Here is a 20,844-nt window from a genome sequence, read left to right on the forward strand (position 1 = left end):
GGGACGTGTTATACCGCCCCACCACATAAAATTCAAGGACAAATATGTTGAAAAAAACGTCGTAAAATGTCTACCGACGCTGCTTTTTCTGTTAACATCTGCGCCCTTCTTTTTGCTTTTACTTGCAGTAGGTCATGATGAATTGTCGACTTGGATGTGGTGCATGTTGTATCGCACCTAGCATATCTTCTCCAATTCCAGGTATGCCAAACGGTAAGCCTGCCGGTGTACGATGCATTCAATTGAATGACGATAACTTATGTAAGTTGTTTGGCAAGCCGGAGAGACCGAATGTCTGCCACTATTTCAAACCCTGCCCAGACGTGTGTGGCTCAACCAATCAAGAAGCTCTGCAAAATCTCATTGAGCTCGAACAATTGACGTAATATCAGCCATTTTTAGATCTAAGTACCACTTTTGAAACAGAATAATTTCCCTTTACTCTAAGTGAGTTGCCTTTTTCTACTACGCTTCAGATGTGTCTTTGTTACATATAGGAATGTGACTATGAAGAAATATCTTGCAGAGCTAGTAGGTACATTTTGGTTGGTTCTCGGAGGTTGTGGCAGCGCAGTTTTAGCCGCTGGATTCCCCGATGTCGGCATTGGCTTACTAGGCGTATCACTCGCTTTTGGTTTAACGGTTCTCACCATGGCTTTTGCCATCGGTCATATCTCAGGTTGCCATCTAAATCCTGCTGTTACCTTCGGTTTATGGGCTGGCGGTCGATTTGAAAGTAAAGATATTCTCCCTTATGTTCTCGCCCAAGTCATTGGTGGCGTAATTGCTGGCGGCGTATTGTATGTCATCGCAACAGGTCAATCCGGTTTTGATATTGCTGCATCAGGATTTGCAAGCAATGGTTATGGCGAGCACTCTCCCGGCGGATACTCTTTCATGGCCGCTTTGGTGTGCGAATTGGTCATGACAGGCGTCTTTTTGTTCGTCATTATGGGCGCGACGGACTCCCGAGCACCGAAAGGTTTTGCTCCGATAGCTATCGGCTTGTGTTTGACGCTCATTCACCTGATCAGTATTCCGGTGACGAATACGTCGGTTAACCCCGCTCGAAGCACGGGCGTGGCCGTTTTTGTTGGTGACTGGGCAATGTCGCAATTGTGGTTGTTCTGGGTAGCACCCATTGTGGGCGGAATGATCGGAGCCATTGTCTATAAAATTGTCGATGGCGAAATAAAAGAGATCGATTGAAGATAAACAAAAGCCGCTGTGACAAGCAGCGGCTCTGGATTCTAAATCGAATTTAGGAAAGCTTTTGGCGACCTAACAAAGAGTGGGACAACGTTGTGCCATCAACCAACTCTAATTCACCACCAACAGGTACACCATGAGCAATACGACTTGCAGAGATCTGATGTTCACGACATAGCTCTGCGATATAGTGCGCTGTCGCTTCGCCTTCTACCGTCGGATTGGTTGCTAAAATAACTTCGCTGATCCCGCCTTTTTGAAGACGGAAATCCAGAACATCTAATCCAATATCACTTGGGCCGATGCCATCAAGTGGAGACAAGTGTCCCATCAAAACAAAGTAACGCCCAGAAAACTGGCCTGTTGCTTCTAAAGCTGCAATGTCCGCAGGGCTTTCAACAACACAAAGCTGCCCGTTTTCCTGACGTTTAGGATTGTTACAGATATGACAGGTTTCTTCTTCAGTGAATGTTCGGCATTCGCTGCAATGGCCGATATCCACCATTGCCTGACCAAGAGCTTCAGCGAGAAGTAACCCACCTTTTCTGTCGCGCTGTAACAAATGAAAGGCCATACGTTGGGCAGACTTGGGACCAACCCCAGGCAGACAACGTAAGGCCTCCATCAAATGCTCCAGCATATGACTGGTACGCATCAATCACCTACTTTTTAGAAAGGCATCTTCATGCCTGGTGGTAGTTGCATACCGCCAGTAACTGATGCCATTTTCTCTTTTGAAGCTTCTTCGATACGACGTGCAGCATCATTAAACGCAGCTGCAATCAAATCTTCCAGCATTTCTTTGTCGTCTTCCATCAAGCTTTCATCAATATCAACACGACGTACGCTGTGGCTACCAGTGATAGTCACTTTAACTAGACCAGCACCAGATTCTCCGGTGATTTCCATGTTTGCGATTTCTTCTTGCATTTTAGCCATGCGATCTTGCATTTGTTGGGCTTGCTTCATTAAGTTGCCCATTCCGCCTTTACCAAACATCTTTATCTCTCTGGTTTTATCTTGGATTGTTTCACATACAGTGGGGATAAAAGATTAAAAACTCAACCCCACCGTTTCGGTTAAATTGGTCTTACGCTGTCTTTATCGAGTTCTGCGCTAAAACGACGCTCAATAAATTGTACATTAGGATCTGTCGATAGTTGGCTCATAGCGTGAGAAAGTTTCTCTTGGTATAGCCTTTCGCGCAACTCGAGCGGAGTTTCCCCTTCTTCGCCTAAAGAGACTGAAAGTACACACTCTTCACCTAATTTTGCGTTAAGCGCTTGTAGCAGCTCGCTTTGAGCTTTATCCGTATTCAGATGAGCGTGGCTGGGGCGCAATAGCAGCTCGATAACATTCCCCTGCTTCTTATACACAGAATTGAGTGCCAGTTGCTCTACAAGCTTCGCGGTTTCTAAACTTTGAATCAAACTCGCCCATTCATTTTGAGCACAAGCTTCATCAATAAGCTTAGCTGTCATCTCTGGAGTCTTTTCATGCTCCAAAGATTTTTTAATTTGAGTCGGTGTCAGTTCTTTTTTTACTTCAACTTCAGCAACTGGCTGAGTTGGACGCCATTGATACGCTTCTTGCTCTTCAGGTTCATTGCTCTCATACGTTGGCGACATCGGCGAAGCATTCTGAGCACGTTGTGCCACTCGCTCTAACACCGAAGTAGGTTTTGCTGATGCCGCTTCAGACTTTTTTGAGCCGTGACCTGTATTTCCTTGACCAACATTTCCTTGCTGATTCAGACCTTCACGCTGTGAACGCAACTGATGTCTTAACCCTGTTAAAGGAGAAGATGTTTTGCGTTCTTGCTGAGGCGGTTCTGCAACGGTTTTCTGCTCTGCGGGAACATAAGGTTCAGGCTGAGAAACCGGATTCATCGGCGCTTGGGAGTCACGCGGCGCGTTATATTGCTCAGCAGGATTTTGTACAGGTTGACTGTGAACTGGCACTGATTGTGGCATAGGTTGAGCCGGAACCGCTGAGTGTTGCGGAGCACTTGGTGCTACAGGAGCCGAAGGTGCAACATACTGGCGAGGTGCCACAGGTACTTGAGCAGATGATTCTGCTTGTGTTGTTAATGTTGCGGGCTCACTCTGCGTCGATATCGCAGAAGTCAACGACACTTGAGAAGGTCTGAATGCCATCATTCTCAAAGCGATCATTTCCATACCAATTCGCCCTGTCGGGGAAGCCGCAAGATCAGCTCGGCCTTTCAACGCAATTTGATAGTAAAGCTGCACATCCTGTGGTGTCAGTGACTTCGCTAACCATTCAATTTTATCTGCATCTGGTGCAGATTTATCTAGGCTTGCTGGCAGTGCCTGAAACATGGCGACGCGGTGCAATTGGCTCGCTAACTGCTGAAGAAGCCCATCCCATTCAACACCATTCTGCGCAAATGTCTCAATTGACTCCATCACCATTTGTGGCTGTTTAGAGCTAATTGATTGCAATAGATGCAGTGCTTGGTCGGTATCAAGTGTACCTAACATGTGTGAAACGATATCGTTACTCACATGATTGTTACCCAGCGCAATTGCCTGATCGGTTAAGCTTAATGCGTCACGCATACTGCCATCAGCGGCATGAGCGATAAGACCTAACGCCTTGTTCTCAAATGCTACGTTTTCTTCACTGAGAACATGCTCAAGCTGCTGCTGAATATTTTCAATACTGATCGGTTTTAGATGAAATTGAAGACAACGAGACAAAATCGTCATCGGCAACTTCTGAGGATCGGTGGTCGCAAGCAGGAACTTCACATACTCAGGCGGTTCTTCCAACGTTTTCAATAATGCATTGAAACTGTGGCGCGACAGCATGTGAACTTCGTCTATCAGATAAACCTTAAAGCGACCACGCGCTGGCTTATACTGAACGTTATCGAGAAGCTCACGAGTATCTTCAACTTTGGTGCGCGACGCCGCATCGATTTCTAGTAAATCAACAAAACGTCCTTGGTCAATTTCTTTACAGGTTGCACACTCGCCACACGGCGTTGATGTTATGCCTGTTTCGCAATTGAGCCCTTTCGCAAAAAGTCGTCCAATCGTCGTTTTACCCACACCACGAGTACCACTGAAAAGATACGCATGGTGAAGCTGATTGTGAGCCAAAGCATTTTCTAAAGCTGTTAATACATGGGCCTGCCCTACCACTTCTTTAAACTTGGTAGGACGCCATTTACGCGCTAAGGCAAGATAACTCATGAAACCTTCCGTTGTAGATGTTTATATCTAATTAGTCTATTCAGTCATTGAGCTGTAGAGAAAACAACCTCTCCAATGACTGAAAAGGCATTAGTGGCCTTCAAATTCACAGATGCTGTAAACGTTTAAGCCTAAACCTTCTAAACGCTTGTCACCACCAATTTCTGGTAGGTTGATAACAAATGCTGCATGTTCTACTTCACCACCAAGTTGGCGAATCAGCAAAGTGGTTGCTTCAATAGTACCGCCTGTCGCTAGCAGATCATCAACAACAAGTACTTTGTCGCCTGATTTAATAGCATCGACATGAATTTCCAGTACGTCTGTACCGTATTCCAATTCATAAGATTGAGCGATGGTTTGACGAGGCAGTTTACCCGGCTTACGCACTGGTACAAAACCTACGCCTAGTTCTAGAGCTAGTGGTGCACCGAAAAGGAAACCACGAGCTTCTGTACCTACAACCTTGGTAAATCCCATATCCTTGTACTTATCAACCAATAACTGAATAGTTGCTTGATATGCTTGAGCATCTTCCAACAGACTCGTTACGTCACGGAACAAGATTCCTGGCTTTGGATAGTCTTGAATTGATTTGATGCTTGATTTGATCAGTGAAAGAGTTTCGGTTGTCATAACTAAATTAACTTCGGTTCATTCAGTACAAGAACTTATGTACTGGTATTAAAATTCCGGCACACCCTAAATTAATATTTCATAGCGCCGAAAAAACAAACGCCCACTACGAAGAGTGGGCACACTTCCCGCTAATGCTAGTGATTTTCTTGCTGGTTAGCAACCAGCTCGTAGGTAGGTATACGCTGAAACCCAGTGATCAATACCACAAGCCCAAAAAACAGTAGAAGTTTTAACCAAAAATGAGGCACAAACCAGATAGAAAATGAAAAACTGGCAATGATAAATACGGTTCCTCGAATCTTCACTTTCTTGGAAACAGCTCGATTCTGATGCCAATTTTCTAAAATAGGGCCGAATAAGGCGTGTTGATGCAACCAGCGATGAAAGCTTGGGCTTCCTCTGACGAAGCAAGCACTGGCTAACAAGATAAAAGGGGTGGTTGGTAGCAAAGGAAGGATGATGCCCAGAATGCCTAGGCATACACTCACAGCACCAACAATATTATAGATATAGCGACGAATACTGATGGTGAAACCTCTAAATAATTAGAAGCCCTCGTATCCACTAAATACGCGAATCCAAGTCAATGTTGCTGGAAGCGTTGGGATCAATAGGGCTGCAATAAAACCTAAAAAGTATAAAACGTTATATGGTTCTTTAAAATCTTTGTCTGCCATGGGTACATCTCTGAGCTTGTGTGTTGAGTCTTGTTATTGCATCTCGTTAATGACAAGTAAACGAATTGATGCATCATTGTTTTCGGCGCAGACTATACCTTAAACAATTCAACTTAAACACAGAGTAATTGTGTGGTTATTGGCGAGTAGATACTGGGCTCACACTATGCGTAAGAGTAAGCATCAATAACTGAGTGTAGCGACCGAAGCCTTATGCTCCGGCACCACGATGAATATCAAGAGAAAAACTACTTACACCTATCTTACCCAAGGAAAGCTGACACCCTCCGTGAATCAGAAGATCTTTGGTAATAAAGTTTTTCATGCAGTTTTCACCAAGATTCACACCTGCAGAAATATGTTGCGTCATATAACCGTTTGACCACTGGCTATCCAGCCCTGCAGGCAAAATAGACAGTGTACCGTCCGTTAAGTCAGCCAAACCAAACAGCGCCGACACAGGTTTCGCGCAAGGCGAACATTCAAGCCCTTTTTCTAAAATATCAGCTAAGTCTTTGAGATCCGCACTAAAACTGCGCAGGTTACGCAAGTAATCATGAAAGAGTGCTCTCACCAATAATGTACTGGCAACGTTGTCTTCATCATTCGTCGATGAATCAACTAAATAGAAAGCAAACTGACCATTCATCAGCCACGCATAGTCAAAGACTAACGGCATCGTATCTGTAGACTGAAGGAGACGATAACTGCACTTCCACACCCCTTGTGAAGTATCATTTTCAGGCAGCAAGGCGTGCAACAAATCACGGGCTGCATTTGGGTTTGAACGCAGAAAGTCTAAATGCCAATGCAACTCTTGCTCTTCGGGCACATCACCGCCTCCGTCAACACGGAACCATTGGCTGGAAAAATCACGTTGTTCAACAATATGGCTGTTGGAATCTTCTAAGGTGCTTTGTATTGCACAGCCTAAATGAGCGTGGTTACCTATTGGCTTGGCGAGAAAATCTTTTATCCCATATCGTAGAGCTTTTGCCACATCAGACATCTCATCAGTCGCAGACACAACGATCATTGGCAGCGACGGGTACTCTAAACTGACTTCTTCGACAAACTCTATACCGTCTAACACAGGCATCGACAAGTCACAGAGCACTAAATCAGGCTCTGTAGTTCTTAGTTTTCTAAGGCCATCTAAGCCGTTCTCGGCCTCCATCACGTCATAACCTTGAGCAGACAAATAACCACTTGTGATACGTCTAAAAATGGGGTCATCATCAACCAACATGATTAGCTTCTTGTGTATCGACTCCGCTATCGGTTGCGAATCCATACATGGATGAGTTTTGTACATAGCCTAACCCCACTATGCGTTGTTATATGCAATGACGTTGACTTCAAAGCAGGTGAATTAGTTATTTAAAAAGTAGTCAGTAAAAAGGATTTATACAAATATTCCGCTTTCAGCTCTTGTTGCATACTATATGTACGCTATGTCTCAAAATCGTCAAACAAGTTGACATGACTCAACCTTTGCTTTCAGATATCCGTATAAGTTAAGCAAATTCGTAAAATAATGTGTCAGGAAAAATGAAACTAGACGATCTAAATCTCTTTCGACTGGTGGTCGAGAATGGAAGTTACACGGCAACTTCTCGCAAAACGATGATTCCAGTTGCAACGATCACTCGACGCATTCAAGCTCTCGAAGATTCATTGAACTTGAGACTTCTTAATCGCCACGCTCGTAAACTCTCTCTTACCGAAGCTGGGGAACGTTTCTTCAAAGATTGCTCTCCTCTCTTGCACCGTTTGGCTTCAATGGCGGAAGAAATCACCGATGAATGCCGTGGCGCATCAGGCAAACTTAAAATTTCTTCACCTTCAAACCTGACGAAGCGTTTGATGATGCCGATGTTCAATGAGTTTATGAAGCAGTACCCCGAAATTAATATCGAGCTGACGACTAGCAATCAAGCAGACCAACTTGACCCGACCGAGTGGGATGTCATTTTCAGAATTGGCCCACAACGCGACTCAAGCTTAATTGCCCGTAAAATCAGTGAAGTAAAAGATATCTTGGTTGCAAGCCCGGCTTATTTGGCAAAGAATCCGGCACCTAAGCATGCGGAAGAGCTGAGCCGACATTCATTGCTTAAAGGACATCCTTTAATGAAATGGCAGCTCACCAACACTGAAGGCGAAACGGTCATTAACTTAGATAAAGGTCGTTTCCAAGCCAACACTCTCGATGTGGTGCGCATTGCTTGCTCTGAAGGGTTAGGTATTACACTGATGCCGAACGTCATGATCACCGAATACATTGCCGAAGGCAGTTTGGTTCGAGTACTTGACCAGTGGAGTGCGAATCCGCGCGATATTTACATGCTCTACAACCATAAAGACCACCTTCCGGAAAAAGTGCGTCTCTTTATCGATTTTGTTATCGCCTACCACTTGCATTAAAAAAAGGGCCATTCGGCCCTTTTTGTTTATCTCTACTTTCTATTATTAAAGACTAAAGAAACTCAACAAACTTACTTAATTCACGCTCAGGCACTTTCATCGTACTACCTTCTGGAGTACCCAGATAAAGGAAGCCGACGACGTGGTCTTCCCCTTCCAAACCAAAAGCGTTTCGTACTTCAGGGTGGAACATCAAATTACCAGAACGCCATATTCCCTGAAAACCTTGTGCTACCGCAGCCATTTGCATCGCTTGAACGGCACAACCCGCTGACAAGTGCTGTTCAAACGCAGGCACTTTTTCATGTGGCGTCACCTTGGCAATCACAGTAATTACCATAGGTGCTCGGAAAGGTGCGTTTTTCATCTTAGCAACGGCTGCTTCATCGTTGTTGTCAGCAATCGCGGCTTTAACCAAAACATCCGAAAGTTTATGAAGACCACTCCCCTGCGCGATCACAAAACGCCAAGGCGTCAGGTTTGCGTGATCGGGTGCGCGTAACCCAGCACGGATAATATTTTCCAGAGCTTTGCCTTCGGGAGCAGGAGCAACAAGCTTGGCCATAGAGCGGCGGTTGAGCAGCAATTCAAGAGCATCCATGATAAGTCCTTCTTAAGTGCTTAATTTGTTGAAGATATAAATCTAAGCCAATCCTAGCATAGAAATTTTTATTCTCATCAATGCAAAAAGTGAGGTTTTCACCTCACTTTCTGTTTTTACTTCTTAAAAATAGAAGGTCTATAGATAGAAGACGTTATGAATAGAAAGTCTCGCCAGTTCCAGCGCGAGTTAACAATCCATCACAAGGGGCAAATCTATCCCCATATTTCTCGGCATGTTGATTCATCATTTCCACTAGTTTTGGAAGACCGATATGGTCCATATAGCGGAAAGGGCCACCTAAAAACGGAGGAAAACCAATGCCGAATATCGCGCCAATATCACCATCTCTTGGGCTACGAATGATGCCTTCATCTAAACAGCGTACTGCTTCATTTAACATTGGCAGCATACAGCGCAATGATATTTCACTCTCGCTGAGATGCGACTCTGGTTTCAAGTTCAGTAGCTTATAGACTGATTTATCAACTTCTTTTTTCTTGCTGCCTTTATAGATATAAAACCCTTTGCCAGACTTACGACCTTTACGGTTATCGTTAAGCAATTTATCGAAAACCTCTGGTCCTTGGAAACGAGGGCCAAGTTCTTTGATCAAAATAGGCATAATTTTCGCGCCAATATCGATACCGACTTCATCCAATAAGGTAATCGGGCCGACAGGGAAACCAGCGTTCAACAGCGCAGTATCAATCTCTTCTATCGGCACCCCTGCCATTAGAATTTGCGCTGACTCATTCATATAAGGAGCAAGAATACGGTTAACGTAAAATCCAGCTTTATCTTTAACAACTATCGGCGTTTTACCCTGTTTGCGAGCAAGTGCCACTACAGTTGATACCGTTTCATCAGAAGTAGTTGCGTGCGGTATCACCTCAACCAACGGCATCTTTTCAACCGGGCTGAAGTAATGCAAACCGACCACATGTTCAGGGCGAGCGGCTTTTTCAGCGATCTGATGAATCGGTAACGAGGAGGTATTGGTCGCAAAGATTGTCGTTGGCTTAGTATGTGTTTCAATGTCTGAAACCATGGATTGTTTTAGTTCCAAGTCTTCAAACACCGCTTCTATCACCACATCAGTCAAATTAAACGCGGTAAAGTCGGTGCCTCCAGACAACTTCATCATCTCATGTTGGACTTGAGCTTTGCTCAGAATACGACGCTTACGCTGCTTCTCGAACAATCCGTAGTTGTATTTGAGCGCATTCAGCACGCCATCGTTAGAAACATCTTTAATGCGAACTGGCACTTTAGCTTTTGATACGCTGACGTGACTGATTCCCGCCCCCATCAAACCGCCACCTAATACACCCACTCGCTCCACTTTTCTTGGCTCAGCATCACTACCGTTTTCTTTCTTCATTTCCGTAGTCGCAAAGAAGATCGAGCGCAGAGCTTTCGATTCGGACGTCATCACTAACTCACCAAATCTTTCTGCTTCTAACTGAAGTCCGGCTTTCATGCCTTTTTCTAAGCCAAATTGAATCACTTCCAAAATAGCTTTCGCCGCAGGATAGTTACCGCGCGTCTTTTGTTCAGTTTTCTTAGAAGCCTGTTCAAACACAAACTTACGTCCAAGCTGAGTTCCCGAAATCATTTTTTCTTTGGTTGTTAGTTTGACTTTGCTGCGCTTGTTATTTTTTTCATTCACAAAACGCTTAGCGACATCCAACAGCACACTGTTTGGTACACAAGCATCAACAACACCCAACTTTTTCGCTTTCGCAGCACGCAATTGTTTACCAGTAAGAATCAGATCTAATGACGGCAATAAACCAATCAATCGAGGCAAACGCTGTGTACCGCCAGATCCTGGAAGTAAACCCAACATCACTTCCGGCAAGCCCAAACGAGTTTTGTCATCATCGCTACACACACGGTAATCACACGCTAAGGCAAGCTCTAAACCGCCACCCAAACATGGGCCATGAATCGCAGCGATAACAGGGAATGGGAGATCAGACAGTTGCTGGAACATCTGTTGACCTTGGGTCGCCAACTCCTGCGCTTCTTTTGCAGAAGTGCAAGAATCCAACATTCGAACATCTGCGCCTGCAATAAAGTTGTCTGGCTTGAGAGAGTGAATGATCAGCCCTTTTACTTGATTCTTTGACTGATTCAGTTCAGTGAACACCTCCTGCATTTCCGCGGCAAACGCAGATTGAAGCGTATTCATTTTTTCTCCCGGAACATCGATGGCAAGCCAAGCAATACTGTCTTCATCAATTCTAAGATGGAACGCTTTCGACTCACTCATTACTCAACCTCCAAAATCATAGCTGCACCCAGTCCGCCTGCGGCACATGCCGTATTCAATGCAAGACCACCACCTCGGCGTTTTAACTCTCGAAGTGTTTGAGTGATCATCCGTGCACCAGTCGCCGCAAATGGGTGACCGTAGGCAATGGATCCACCAAGCACATTAAACTTATCCATGTCCACTTCACCAATCGCTTGGCTACGCCCCAACACTTCTTGGGCAAATTTATCGCTGGCAAACATTTTCAAGTTCGCCAAAGTCTGGGCGGCAAACGCTTCGTGCATATCAATCAAGGTAAGATCAGAAAGCGTAATACCCGCTCTGTCTAAAGCGACAGGCGTTGCATGGGATGGCCCCATCAGCATGTCTTGTTGAACACCAATAGCTGAAAACGCGTAAGATCGGATGTAACCCATAATGTCCAGTCCCAACTCTTTCGCTTTACCTTCACGCATCAGAATAATGGCTGCAGCGCCGTCTGTAAGAGGTGTACTGTTGGCAGCGGTTACTGTGCCATATTGACGGTCAAAGGCTGGACGCAATTTGGCGTACCCTTCCAAAGTCGAATCATGTCGAATGTTGTTGTCTTGTTCGATCCACTTTTTATAAGGCTCAGGAAAGGCAGTCATAACCTCGCCTTGGATTTTTCCATCATTCCAAGCGATTGAAGCGAGAGAGTGTGAGCGATGAGCTAATGCATCTTGGTCAGCTCTTGAAATTCCGTGAGTTTTAGCCATTTGCTCGGCAGTTTGTCCCATGGAAAGCCCTGTTGAATACTCCGCAACAGCTGGCGGTACAGGCATCAAATCTTTAAGCGACAGTGATTTCAGTACTTTGAGTTTCTGGCCGATTGTTTTGGTTTTACTTAAAGCCAATAAACTCGCTGCTAGATTTCTTGAAACACCAATAGGCAATAGCGATGATGAATCCGCACCACCAGCAATACCGATATCAATCGTGCCAGCCATAATACTTTCAGCAATGTTCACAGCCGATTGAAAGCTGGTTGCACATGCTCGCGTCACACTGTAAGCATCCGTATTAATATCCATACCAGTGCCAAGTACAATTTCTCGCGCAATATTTGGTGCCGCTGGCATCTGAACCACTTGCCCAAACACTACTTGCTCAATCAATTTAGGATCGATATTCGTACGAGCAAGTAATTCACTCACCACCATTTTTCCGAGATCAACAGCGGGAACTTGGCTGAACTCGGTACTTTGACGCGCAAAAGGAGTTCGGAGACCTGCGACGATAGCGACACGTTCACCCGAACGCGTTTTGACTTCCTGTTTGCCCATTATCTGTTTACCCATTACTTTTCCTTAGAATAAGAGGTCTGACCTGCTTATTGTAACGAGATTGTTAATACAATCAAACAAGTGTTTAGAAAACGTGATATCAACAGCGAAACAAGTATTCAAGGCGAAGCTCTGCTACCCTTTATTGCAACTTCTCTTAATGGTTTAGAAGTGATTGATAGGAGAAAAGGTAAGTAATTCGTTCAGAAACACGAATAGAAAGCAAAAAAAAACCACACAGAACTGTGTGGTCGGAATATATAGTAAAACAATTAACTCACGCCAATTGAAAATAATCAGTTTCCTGATTAGGAGAAAGTAAAGTCAGCCTTCAAAAGGAAGTGTCATCTTGCTCAACATGCTAGCCACAAGGGCTAACTAGATGACGTGAACAACTATAACCGCTCCTGAACAATAGATTTTGAAATAGATCAATTTTAATGTGATTTATTGAACGGAATGAAATTAATTTCGTCCAAAAGCTGTTTTAAGCAAAATTTCCATATCTATGCTAAAACACAATTGCTAAAAAGAGCCTGAATATCCATTTCAGTGGCTAAGTGCTCACTTTAGTGTCCAAATTGGAATGGAATGAAAAATCACACTGCGAAGCCATCGGAGACTCGAGTGTCAATAATTAAAATATTTGGAAAGAAATCGGCTAACCATCCGGTCAATAACGGTATGGATAGACAAAGAAAATACGAAGCGCTTGTACGTGCTTATCACACCGATCTCTATCGCTACGCATACTGGTTATGTAAAGACCAAAGCGTGGCTGAAGATTTGGTGCAAGAAACTTGCTTACGAGCATGGAAATCACTCGAAAGCTTGCAGGATGAAAAAGCCGCGAAGTCTTGGCTCATTACTATATTGAGGCGAGAGAATGCGCGCCGCTTTGAGCGCAAACAATTTGATTTAGTAGATATCGAGACACATGGAAATGAAGCAAAAGTTTCAGATGATGTTCATCACCAAAGAGAGTGGTTGCAAAAACAAATCATGAAGTTGGAAGATGAGTATCGCGAGCCACTGTTTCTGCAGATCATTGGCGGTTTTAGCGGTGAAGAGATAAGCGAGATCCTAGAACTCAATCAAAATACCGTTATGACTCGACTTTTCCGAGCTCGTAATCAATTAAAAGAAATGTTGGATTCTTCCGAAAACTTTAGAGGGCAGCAAAATGGATGATTTAGAATTTCGCCGCCGCGTCATGTCAGAACCGAAACAAAAAAGCGGTGAGTACTCTGATGCACTATCCAAAGAGGCTAACCAAAAGTTCTTGGACGATGTGCTAAAACTCGATGCACAAATCGCCGATGCAATGAAGGTTGACGTACCTGAAGGATTGGCAGATAGAATTTTATTCAATCAAAGCTCACACGCCGACAATGTGACTACCGTTAACTTTGCTCGTAAAGCGATGGCAATGGCGGCATCTATTGCTTTTGTATTCGGTTTAGTTGTAGGTCAGGTCAACTGGGGAAAACTCATCGTTCCACCAGCACAAGCAAGCTTAGTGGACATCGCCATTAAACATGTGGTTGATGAAGAAGGTTTTGTATCAAATATTGATGAGCAAGTCAGTTCTAGACAGATCAATGCAAAGTTACTGCCTTTTGCCTATAAGTTCGCCGAGAACTTCCCTTACCACGTTTATTACCTAAATCACTGCGGATTTGGACAATCAAACGCTCTACACATGGTTTTCCAAGGCGAACACGGCAAAGTTACGCTTTTTCTCGCTGGCGTTCAAAGCGATATCAATGGACATTTTAATAAAGATGGGATGTCTGGTATGGTCGAGTCAGTTGGCGATAAAAGTCTAATCATCGTCGGTAATAGTAGTGAAAACATAGGTAAAATCGCAGATAACCTGCTACCTCTACTTACCCCTCAAAAATAACCAAATTTAGCCCGCAATAAACCCACAACCTATGTGGGTTTATTGCATTTTATCTAGAGTTAAAACTCTAAATAATCATTATTTCTTACAAATTCGTGTCAGTTACACACCATTTCTATAATTTTCTCGTCCAATTAGACAATGGTCGGATTTCTATATTGTAGACTAGAGACTAGGATCAGCCCCAACTGAGCAATTGCTCAAAAAAGCCCACTAGAGGCTATACAAAAAAGGAAAAACTAATGAACAAGACGCGTCTGTTTAAACGTTCACTACTAGCAGTGACAGTAACACTAGCTACGCAGCAAGCAATGGCTGCTGGCTTCCAGCTCAACGCTCAATCAGCAACTGGTCTAGGCCGTGCATTTGCTGGTGATGCAGTAATCGCAGATAACGCTTCAGTAATGGCGCGTAACCCTGCAGCAATGGCACTTTTCGACAAAACTGAGCTATCTCTTGGTTTTGAGTCAATCACTACAATGATTGAAGTGAAAGATGCAAAGTACAATGGTACATCAATTGCTGATACTGACGATGTTGGCAGCACATCTGTTGCGCCAAACATTCATTTAATTGTTCCAGTAAATGACAAATTTGCGTGGGGTATTAACGCTTATACTAATTTTGGTACTCGCACTGAATTTTCCAGTAGTTACCCAGCTTCAGAATACGGTGGCATTACTGATGTAAAAAGCGTTAACTTTGGTCTATCAGGCTCATACAGACTAAACGAACAATTAAGTTTTGGTGCAGGATTAGATTTGATCTATGGTCAAGGCACTTTACAACGCTATGCTAGTTCCACATTAGCCGCTGGAATTAAACAACAATATGGTTTAACTGTTCCTGCAGGAACTGCACTTGCCAACGTTGATAAGGCTGATGGCTGGGCAGTTGGTTTTAACGTAGGTACTGTATACGAGCTTGATGAAAACAACCGTTTTGGCTTTGGCTATCACTACAGCCCAGAGTTCAAAGCAGAAGACGATTATGGTCAAGAGATAGTTCTTCCGCTACCTGATATCGCTGAGTTCTCTGGCTTCCACAAACTTGAAGATACTTCATTTGCTGTACACTATAGCGTGCAATGGATTGGTTGGTCTGCATTCGACCAAATCGATGTCAACAACCTAAGTGCGAGTCAATCTCCAATCGCTTATAAGTTAGCTGCTGCAAAAGGAAGCTCAACTTATACTCGTGATTACCAATGGCAAGATGGTTGGCACTACTCTCTTGGTGGTACTTACTACCTAAACAGTGACTGGACACTACGCGCAGGTTATATGTATGACACAAGTGCTCAGGACTCTGTAACTTCAATTTCAGTACCAGACTCAGATCGTCAGTGGTTCTCAGCAGGTTTCACTTACGCAGTTGATGATGCATCAAATGTAGACTTTGGCTTCACTTATCTACTAGGTAAAGATGTAGCTGTAACTGAGAAATCAGCAGGTACTACTTTGACAGCAACGACTCACGCAGATGCAATCTTAGTAGGCTTACAATATAGCCGTTCTTTCTAATCAATAGTTAGAAACAACACAATCGCTAAAGGGCTGGTTTACCAGCCCTTTTTTACATCTTTCCGAATAATCTTTTTTATTTTAAGCGCACAGCTGTATCTTAAAACCCTCCTTACCCCCTACACGTGTACGCTGAAAATTCATTCACAGAAAAAATTAAGCAGTCATATGTTTTTAATATCATAACTTTTTAGCATTTTATTTTATATATCAGTTAAAAGCTGGTTTTCATTGTTCATGACTGATTTTCACTTTTAGACTTTACCGTTCAGTTTTTCCAAATTTCAGCGAACATAAAATTAAAATGAAAACAAATAAGACTCTCCTTACTCTAGCAGTGGCTGCTAGTTTGGCTAGCGTACCAACTCTTTCTCATGCTGCTGGTTTTCAACTTGCCGAGTACTCAGCGACAGGCTTAGGCCGCGCCTACGCAGGTGAAGCAGCGATGGCAGATAATGCCAGTGCACAATGGCGCAACCCTGCAATGCTTACTTATCTAGACGGCACTCAAGTTTCAACAGGCGCTATTTATGTAAACCCAAATGTTGATGTACATGGTGATGTAACTTTTAACAACTCGACGACACGTGTTGAATCGAATGACTATGCAAACGATGCTGTTATTCCTAACTTTTATCTCTCTCACCAAATCAATGAAAAGTTAGTTGCCGGCCTTGCTCTAGGCACAAACTATGGTATGGAGACTGAACTCGGCTCTAACTTCTCAGCCAGTCACTTCGGTGATGAAGCGATGGTAAAAACCATGGAAGCGAATGCCAACCTTGGTTATCAACTGACTGACGCTGTTAGTATCGGTGGTGGTGTTCGTTACGTTATCGGTGAAGGCCACTTCGGTGCCAAATCACCAAAACAGACAGAAGCATTAGGTTTACCTCAAGGCACAACTCTGAAATATATGGAAGGTGATGATACGGCTTGGGGATGGCAAGCGGGTGCTGCATGGCAGATCAACCCGAGTAACCGTATTGGCTTAACCTATAAATCAGAAGTTGACTTGAAGCTAACTGGCACTGCGAACATGTATGTTTCAGATTATAAAAGTGTAATTAATGATACTGGCTATATGTCGCTAACCATGCCTGCAACAGCCGAAATAGCCAGCTTCCACCAAGTAACAGATAAACTTGCCTTACACGGCAGTATCAACTGGACAGACTGGAGCAGCTTCGAAAAACTTGAAGCACAGTTAGATAAACTTAAAACCGTTATGGTCAAAGAGGAAAACTGGAAAGATAACTACCGTTTCGCTCTTGGTGCAACTTACCAGTTAGATTCAAAGCTTGCTCTACGTAGCGGTGTGGCTTACGACATGGGTGCCGTTAGTGATCAAAACCGAACGATTACGATTCCAGAAACGGACCGTATCTGGCTAAGTATTGGTGCTGGCTATGACGTAACAGAACAGTTCACTGTTGATGCAGGTTTTACGTATATCGTGGCTAAAGATGCTTCAATCAAAGAATCTCGTGGTTATGAGTCAGATAATTCGGCTCAAAAAGTTGGTGGACAATTCACAGGTCAAACTACCGGCAGTGTTTGGTTACTAGGTGTTCAGGCGAGCTACCGCTTCTAAAGCCATTCCTTCCAAAAGCTTTTGTTTCTAAGAACTATTGCTCACTCAACTAGGCCAGTGTTTACCACTGGCCTCTTTCTTTTAGGAACAGTAGGAACTGCTCACTGGCTTCTTCTACTAAATCCAATACCAACTCAAAGCCTTGGTCTCCCCCATAATACGGATCAGGAATCTCTTCATAGTTGGATTTACCGTGGCTCAGAAATAACGACAATTTGTACTGCAATTGTTTAGGACACATAAGCATAAGATCTTCCAAATTCTCATGATCGGCCGCCAATATGTAGTCAAAATCTTCAAAATCTCTTTTTGTTACTTTACGAGCCAGCATCCCGGAAAATGAATAACCTCTTCGTTCTCCAGCGGCTCTCGCTCGTTTATCCGGAAGGGCTCCTTGGTGATAGCCAATCGTACCTGCCGAATCCACTTCAATATTTATACCTAGTTGATCAGCCTTACTTCTTAAAACCGCTTCTCCGGTTGGTGAACGACAGATATTCCCCATGCAAACCACTAAAATTTTTGTCATTGTAATTCCTTGTTTTTGGTCTGTGTTTGCCAACGCATCATTCAGTTATCATAGTCACTAGAATCAGATTGAAAAAGGAATAGTCATGTCCAACGATGATGTGAAACAAGAGCGTCACAAAGCTCGCCAGCAAAAAGTGAAAGAACAGGTCGATGCGCGAGTCGAAGCCGCTCAGGAAGTGAAAGGACTATTGTTGGTTATTACTGGTAATGGTAAAGGTAAGTCTACTTCCGGCTTTGGCACTATTGCCCGTGCCGTTGGACACAATAAAAAATGTGCGGTCGCCCAGTTCATTAAAGGAACCTGGGATAATGGTGAACGCAATTTGCTTGAAAAGTTAGGCGTTGAATTCCAAGTTATGGCAACTGGATTCACTTGGGATACGCAAAATAAAGAGAGCGACACAGCTGCAGCGCAACTTGTATGGCAAGAGTGCAAGCGAATGCTAAAAGATGAATCTATTGATGTCATTCTGTTCGACGAACTGACCTACATGGTCAACTACGGCTACATAGATTTAGACGAACTGGTTGAAGCACTAAGCCAGCGTCCACATATGCAGTCTGTCATTATTACTGGCCGCGCAGCACACCGAACCTTAATTGAAATGGCAGACACGGTTTCCGAAGTAAAGAACACCAAACACGCATTCGAAGCAGGAGTTAAAGCTCTGCAAGGTGTCGACTGGTAAAGCTCTAGTTAAAGCCTATTTCGTATTAATAAAAAGAAAGCGAGCGGACATTACACCCGCTCGCTTTTTTGTTTATCAGAGGAATTAAACTTAGTTAAACAGGCCTTTCAGTAAGCTATCAACCGCTTTCTTAGTATCTTCGTTTTTGATCTTATCGCTCAACTTCTCGATACCACGGTCCACTTCTTTTTGAGCTTTCTGTTTGAGTACATCATCAAACACAAGCTTGTATTTAGGCTCAGACCATTTACCTGAAATATTGATTGGAATCGTCACATCGCGCAGTTCATCAACGTCTTTACCACCTTGACCTTTCAACGAACCCACAACCGAAGTGCTAAGTGTAAAGTCTACCGTTTCATCTAAATAGTTCGCTTTACCCTGCCCTCTAATACGAAGAGCTGGAGACTGCATATGCAGATCATTGGTAGTGATATTGCCTTTATCAAGCTTGAGCGTTGCTGTCATCGCACTGAAATCGGTCTTCTTAACTTGATCAGCTTCAGTAACATTACCGCCAGTTATCTTAGCGTAGTTAGTACGCAACAAGTGCGCGACGTTGATACCATTAACAGCACCATCAGCAAAGTTGATTGCAACAGTGCCGACTAAGTTCTTTTGAATACCCGTAGGCGTTAAACTTTTACCCTGAACATTAACGTCAATGTTGCCAGTACCCTCAAGCATATTGTTATCAAGTACATCCACCAGCATAGGTTGTACCTTCACACCTTTAACCGATTTTTTCACCGTATAAGTGGCTGGCGTTTTACGCGCATCCATTTGTGCAGAAGCACTCACAGAACCTTGATACAGGTTTGCATTAAATGATTTAAGCGTGACAAGGCCGCGGTTAACAACCACATCCGCTTTTACATTTTGCATTTTCGCATTGTTCGCTTTTAGCTTATCGATAGTGATGTCGCCCGCAACGTCGAGTGTTTGCAGTGCAGATAGATCAGGCTCCACCTCTTGTTTGCTTGTGGTAGCGGGTTTGGTTTCTGTCGACGCTGGCTTCTCAGAAGCCGTTTCTGATGAACTTGCTGCAGCCGCTTTCTCATTACCAAGGAAGGCATCCACATCAATATCTGGACTATGCAGGCTGAATCTTACTTTCGGAATATCCGCCAACGCTACATCGAGTTTACCGTCAAACTGCAATGCATTTGCCGTTAACTTCGCAAGTACAACATTGAGCGCATTTTTGCTGATATCAAAAGCAATATCCGATTGCATCCCAACCTTCATCGGTGACTGAGGTAAAGCAGCTCCTTGCAGATTCGCTTCCAGAGTAAATCCGTTTGCCACCACTTTGGTGATTGCTTTGTTAACCACCAGCGAACTAGAGCCTTTCGCCTCTAACATCATATCTGCAGCTTTACCTTTTACAGAAAACTCTAGCGCATTTGGCTTATCAAAATCGAATGTCGCCAGCGCTAGCTTCGCAGACTCAATATTGTTTGCTTGGTCGCTAAAGCTCGCGTCCACATTGATATTGCGTAGCGCGTATTGGGCAAAATCTTTGGACAATTTAATTTCTGCGTTACCAGTCGCTGCAAAGTTCTGCGGATTGTTCTTTTGTTGATCATTACGTCCTTTTGCAGCGAAGCTCACTAAGGTCCACTTATCAGCTTCAAACTCATCCACTTTTAACTGAACATCGTAGAGCTTGGTCTCCGTTCCCGCTTTACGATCCTGAATATCCAACAACGCATTGTTGACCGTGACGCCCGCCAGTTGAATTGTCCAATCCTGAACACCGCTGGTTTGCTCAGGAGTTGGAGAAGGACTTTTGCTTTCTGCTGGTGCTTGAGTCTCAGCAACCTCTTGTGACGTTTTCGCTTTGGTCAAACTGTCTAAATTTGTTCGGCCATCTTTCAACGTTTCTAAATAAATTTCAGCACCATCAAGCTGAACATTGCCAATAACGAGTTGTTTGTCTAACAAAGGCATCACGGATACATCCACCCCAACATTGTCCACTTTGAACATATTTGGGTTAGTGAATCCCTGTGGGTTTTTCAGTTCGGTTTTGCCGATTTCAAAGCCAATGGAAGGGAAGAATTTCCAGCCAATGTCGCCTTCAATCATTAAATCTAATCCGGTTTGCTTCTTCGTTTGTTCAACAATTAAAGGCTTGAACTGGTTTGGGTTCACGAATAAAACAAGTGCTGCGACTGCGCCTAAAACGACGACTAAGATTACAGCAACCAAGAGCAACAGTTTTTTCATCTGTTTAATC

Annotated in this window: 19 protein-coding genes; 8 read left to right on the plus strand and 11 right to left on the minus strand. The window is 43.7% G+C overall.

What is annotated here, in order from left to right; translation table 11 throughout:
* The first annotated feature begins 137 nt into the window (after positions 1-137).
* Entirely contained in the window at positions 138-386 is a 249-nt protein-coding gene (locus HUO09_RS12140; protein ID WP_167410951.1) for a YkgJ family cysteine cluster protein, read from the plus strand.
* Positions 387-507: 121 nt separating this feature from the next.
* Positions 508-1,209, plus strand: coding sequence for an aquaporin Z (gene aqpZ, locus HUO09_RS12145; protein WP_167410917.1), 702 nt, complete (start codon positions 508-510; stop codon positions 1,207-1,209).
* Positions 1,210-1,261: 52 nt separating this feature from the next.
* Here aqpZ and recR read toward each other — a convergent pair whose 3' ends face one another.
* From recR to HUO09_RS12175, 6 genes are all read right to left on the minus strand, one after another.
* On the minus strand, positions 1,262-1,864 hold the full coding sequence (gene recR / locus HUO09_RS12150) for a recombination mediator RecR (protein WP_167410918.1): 603 nt from the start codon (positions 1,862-1,864) through the stop codon (positions 1,262-1,264).
* Positions 1,865-1,878: 14 nt separating this feature from the next.
* Positions 1,879-2,208 (minus strand): YbaB/EbfC family nucleoid-associated protein, encoded by a 330-nt coding sequence (locus HUO09_RS12155; protein WP_167410919.1) that lies wholly within the window; start codon positions 2,206-2,208, stop codon positions 1,879-1,881.
* An 80-nt stretch (positions 2,209-2,288) separates the two neighbouring features.
* Positions 2,289-4,430 carry a DNA polymerase III subunit gamma/tau gene (dnaX, locus tag HUO09_RS12160; protein WP_167410920.1) on the minus strand — a complete coding sequence of 714 codons (2,142 nt, stop codon included), beginning with the start codon at positions 4,428-4,430 and terminating at the stop codon, positions 2,289-2,291.
* Between the two features lie 90 nt (positions 4,431-4,520).
* Positions 4,521-5,066, minus strand: coding sequence for an adenine phosphoribosyltransferase (gene apt, locus HUO09_RS12165; RefSeq protein ID WP_042486144.1), 546 nt, complete (start codon positions 5,064-5,066; stop codon positions 4,521-4,523).
* A gap of 137 nt (positions 5,067-5,203) precedes the next feature.
* On the minus strand, positions 5,204-5,596 hold the full coding sequence (locus HUO09_RS12170; protein WP_368484412.1) for a YbaN family protein: 393 nt from the start codon (positions 5,594-5,596) through the stop codon (positions 5,204-5,206).
* A 361-nt stretch (positions 5,597-5,957) separates the two neighbouring features.
* Positions 5,958-7,061 carry a response regulator gene (locus HUO09_RS12175; protein ID WP_188234123.1) on the minus strand — a complete coding sequence of 368 codons (1,104 nt, stop codon included), beginning with the start codon at positions 7,059-7,061 and terminating at the stop codon, positions 5,958-5,960.
* Positions 7,062-7,297: 236 nt separating this feature from the next.
* Here HUO09_RS12175 and HUO09_RS12180 point away from each other — a divergent pair, with 236 nt between their 5' ends.
* A complete protein-coding gene (locus HUO09_RS12180) occupies positions 7,298-8,173 on the plus strand; it encodes a LysR family transcriptional regulator (RefSeq protein WP_167410922.1) in 876 nt (291 codons plus the stop codon).
* A gap of 52 nt (positions 8,174-8,225) precedes the next feature.
* Here HUO09_RS12180 and HUO09_RS12185 read toward each other — a convergent pair whose 3' ends face one another.
* The 3 genes from HUO09_RS12185 to fadI all read right to left on the minus strand — a co-directional run bounded on the left by HUO09_RS12185 (position 8,226) and on the right by fadI (position 12,359).
* The gene (locus tag HUO09_RS12185; RefSeq protein ID WP_188234124.1) at positions 8,226-8,774 is read right to left on the minus strand and encodes an NAD(P)H nitroreductase; all 549 of its coding nucleotides are present in this window, start codon (positions 8,772-8,774) and stop codon (positions 8,226-8,228) included.
* Between the two features lie 154 nt (positions 8,775-8,928).
* Entirely contained in the window at positions 8,929-11,052 is a 2,124-nt protein-coding gene (fadJ, locus tag HUO09_RS12190; RefSeq protein ID WP_188234125.1) for a fatty acid oxidation complex subunit alpha FadJ, read from the minus strand.
* On the minus strand, positions 11,052-12,359 hold the full coding sequence (gene fadI, locus HUO09_RS12195; RefSeq protein WP_167410953.1) for an acetyl-CoA C-acyltransferase FadI: 1,308 nt from the start codon (positions 12,357-12,359) through the stop codon (positions 11,052-11,054). The genes fadJ and fadI overlap by 1 nt, the downstream gene beginning before the upstream one ends.
* Before the next feature lie 591 nt (positions 12,360-12,950).
* Here fadI and HUO09_RS12200 point away from each other — a divergent pair.
* The 4 genes from HUO09_RS12200 to HUO09_RS12215 all read left to right on the plus strand — a co-directional run bounded on the left by HUO09_RS12200 (position 12,951) and on the right by HUO09_RS12215 (position 17,382).
* Positions 12,951-13,550 (plus strand): sigma-70 family RNA polymerase sigma factor, encoded by a 600-nt coding sequence (locus HUO09_RS12200; protein ID WP_175579637.1) that lies wholly within the window; start codon positions 12,951-12,953, stop codon positions 13,548-13,550.
* Positions 13,543-14,265, plus strand: a complete 723-nt coding sequence (locus HUO09_RS12205) for a DUF3379 domain-containing protein (protein WP_188234126.1) — start codon at positions 13,543-13,545, stop codon at positions 14,263-14,265. The genes HUO09_RS12200 and HUO09_RS12205 overlap by 8 nt, the downstream gene beginning before the upstream one ends.
* 242 nt (positions 14,266-14,507) lie before the next feature.
* Positions 14,508-15,788 carry an outer membrane protein transport protein gene (locus tag HUO09_RS12210; protein ID WP_188234127.1) on the plus strand — a complete coding sequence of 427 codons (1,281 nt, stop codon included), beginning with the start codon at positions 14,508-14,510 and terminating at the stop codon, positions 15,786-15,788.
* Positions 15,789-16,092: 304 nt separating this feature from the next.
* Positions 16,093-17,382 (plus strand): outer membrane protein transport protein, encoded by a 1,290-nt coding sequence (locus HUO09_RS12215; protein WP_188234128.1) that lies wholly within the window; start codon positions 16,093-16,095, stop codon positions 17,380-17,382.
* A gap of 61 nt (positions 17,383-17,443) precedes the next feature.
* Here HUO09_RS12215 and HUO09_RS12220 read toward each other — a convergent pair whose 3' ends face one another.
* The gene (locus HUO09_RS12220; protein ID WP_188234129.1) at positions 17,444-17,911 is read right to left on the minus strand and encodes a low molecular weight protein-tyrosine-phosphatase; all 468 of its coding nucleotides are present in this window, start codon (positions 17,909-17,911) and stop codon (positions 17,444-17,446) included.
* An 85-nt stretch (positions 17,912-17,996) separates the two neighbouring features.
* Here HUO09_RS12220 and cobO point away from each other — a divergent pair, with 85 nt between their 5' ends.
* A complete protein-coding gene (gene cobO, locus HUO09_RS12225; RefSeq protein ID WP_188234130.1) occupies positions 17,997-18,602 on the plus strand; it encodes a cob(I)yrinic acid a,c-diamide adenosyltransferase in 606 nt (201 codons plus the stop codon).
* Between the two features lie 90 nt (positions 18,603-18,692).
* Here cobO and HUO09_RS12230 read toward each other — a convergent pair whose 3' ends face one another.
* Positions 18,693-20,834, minus strand: a complete 2,142-nt coding sequence (locus HUO09_RS12230) for an AsmA family protein (RefSeq protein ID WP_188234131.1) — start codon at positions 20,832-20,834, stop codon at positions 18,693-18,695.
* Between the last annotated feature and the right edge of the window lie 10 nt (positions 20,835-20,844).

Source organism: Vibrio sp. Y2-5 (assembly GCF_014596725.1).
Classification (GTDB): domain Bacteria; phylum Pseudomonadota; class Gammaproteobacteria; order Enterobacterales; family Vibrionaceae; genus Vibrio.

Bases quoted from the DNA above. Each gene is read 5' to 3' on its own strand.
- HUO09_RS12140 (WP_167410951.1), top strand. From the start codon at position 138: ATGAATTGTCGACTTGGATGTGGTGCATGTTGTATCGCACCTAGCATA.
- aqpZ (WP_167410917.1), top strand. From the start codon at position 508: ATGAAGAAATATCTTGCAGAGCTAGTAGGTACATTTTGGTTGGTTCTC.
- recR (WP_167410918.1), bottom strand. From the start codon at position 1,864: ATGCGTACCAGTCATATGCTGGAGCATTTGATGGAGGCCTTACGTTGT.
- HUO09_RS12155 (WP_167410919.1), bottom strand. From the start codon at position 2,208: ATGTTTGGTAAAGGCGGAATGGGCAACTTAATGAAGCAAGCCCAACAA.
- dnaX (WP_167410920.1), bottom strand. From the start codon at position 4,430: ATGAGTTATCTTGCCTTAGCGCGTAAATGGCGTCCTACCAAGTTTAAA.
- apt (WP_042486144.1), bottom strand. From the start codon at position 5,066: ATGACAACCGAAACTCTTTCACTGATCAAATCAAGCATCAAATCAATT.
- HUO09_RS12175 (WP_188234123.1), bottom strand. From the start codon at position 7,061: ATGTACAAAACTCATCCATGTATGGATTCGCAACCGATAGCGGAGTCG.
- HUO09_RS12180 (WP_167410922.1), top strand. From the start codon at position 7,298: ATGAAACTAGACGATCTAAATCTCTTTCGACTGGTGGTCGAGAATGGA.
- HUO09_RS12185 (WP_188234124.1), bottom strand. From the start codon at position 8,774: ATGGATGCTCTTGAATTGCTGCTCAACCGCCGCTCTATGGCCAAGCTT.
- fadJ (WP_188234125.1), bottom strand. From the start codon at position 11,052: ATGAGTGAGTCGAAAGCGTTCCATCTTAGAATTGATGAAGACAGTATT.
- fadI (WP_167410953.1), bottom strand. From the start codon at position 12,359: ATGGGCAAACAGGAAGTCAAAACGCGTTCGGGTGAACGTGTCGCTATC.
- HUO09_RS12200 (WP_175579637.1), top strand. From the start codon at position 12,951: ATGAAAAATCACACTGCGAAGCCATCGGAGACTCGAGTGTCAATAATT.
- HUO09_RS12205 (WP_188234126.1), top strand. From the start codon at position 13,543: ATGGATGATTTAGAATTTCGCCGCCGCGTCATGTCAGAACCGAAACAA.
- HUO09_RS12210 (WP_188234127.1), top strand. From the start codon at position 14,508: ATGAACAAGACGCGTCTGTTTAAACGTTCACTACTAGCAGTGACAGTA.
- HUO09_RS12215 (WP_188234128.1), top strand. From the start codon at position 16,093: ATGAAAACAAATAAGACTCTCCTTACTCTAGCAGTGGCTGCTAGTTTG.
- HUO09_RS12220 (WP_188234129.1), bottom strand. From the start codon at position 17,911: ATGACAAAAATTTTAGTGGTTTGCATGGGGAATATCTGTCGTTCACCA.
- cobO (WP_188234130.1), top strand. From the start codon at position 17,997: ATGTCCAACGATGATGTGAAACAAGAGCGTCACAAAGCTCGCCAGCAA.
- HUO09_RS12230 (WP_188234131.1), bottom strand. From the start codon at position 20,834: ATGAAAAAACTGTTGCTCTTGGTTGCTGTAATCTTAGTCGTCGTTTTA.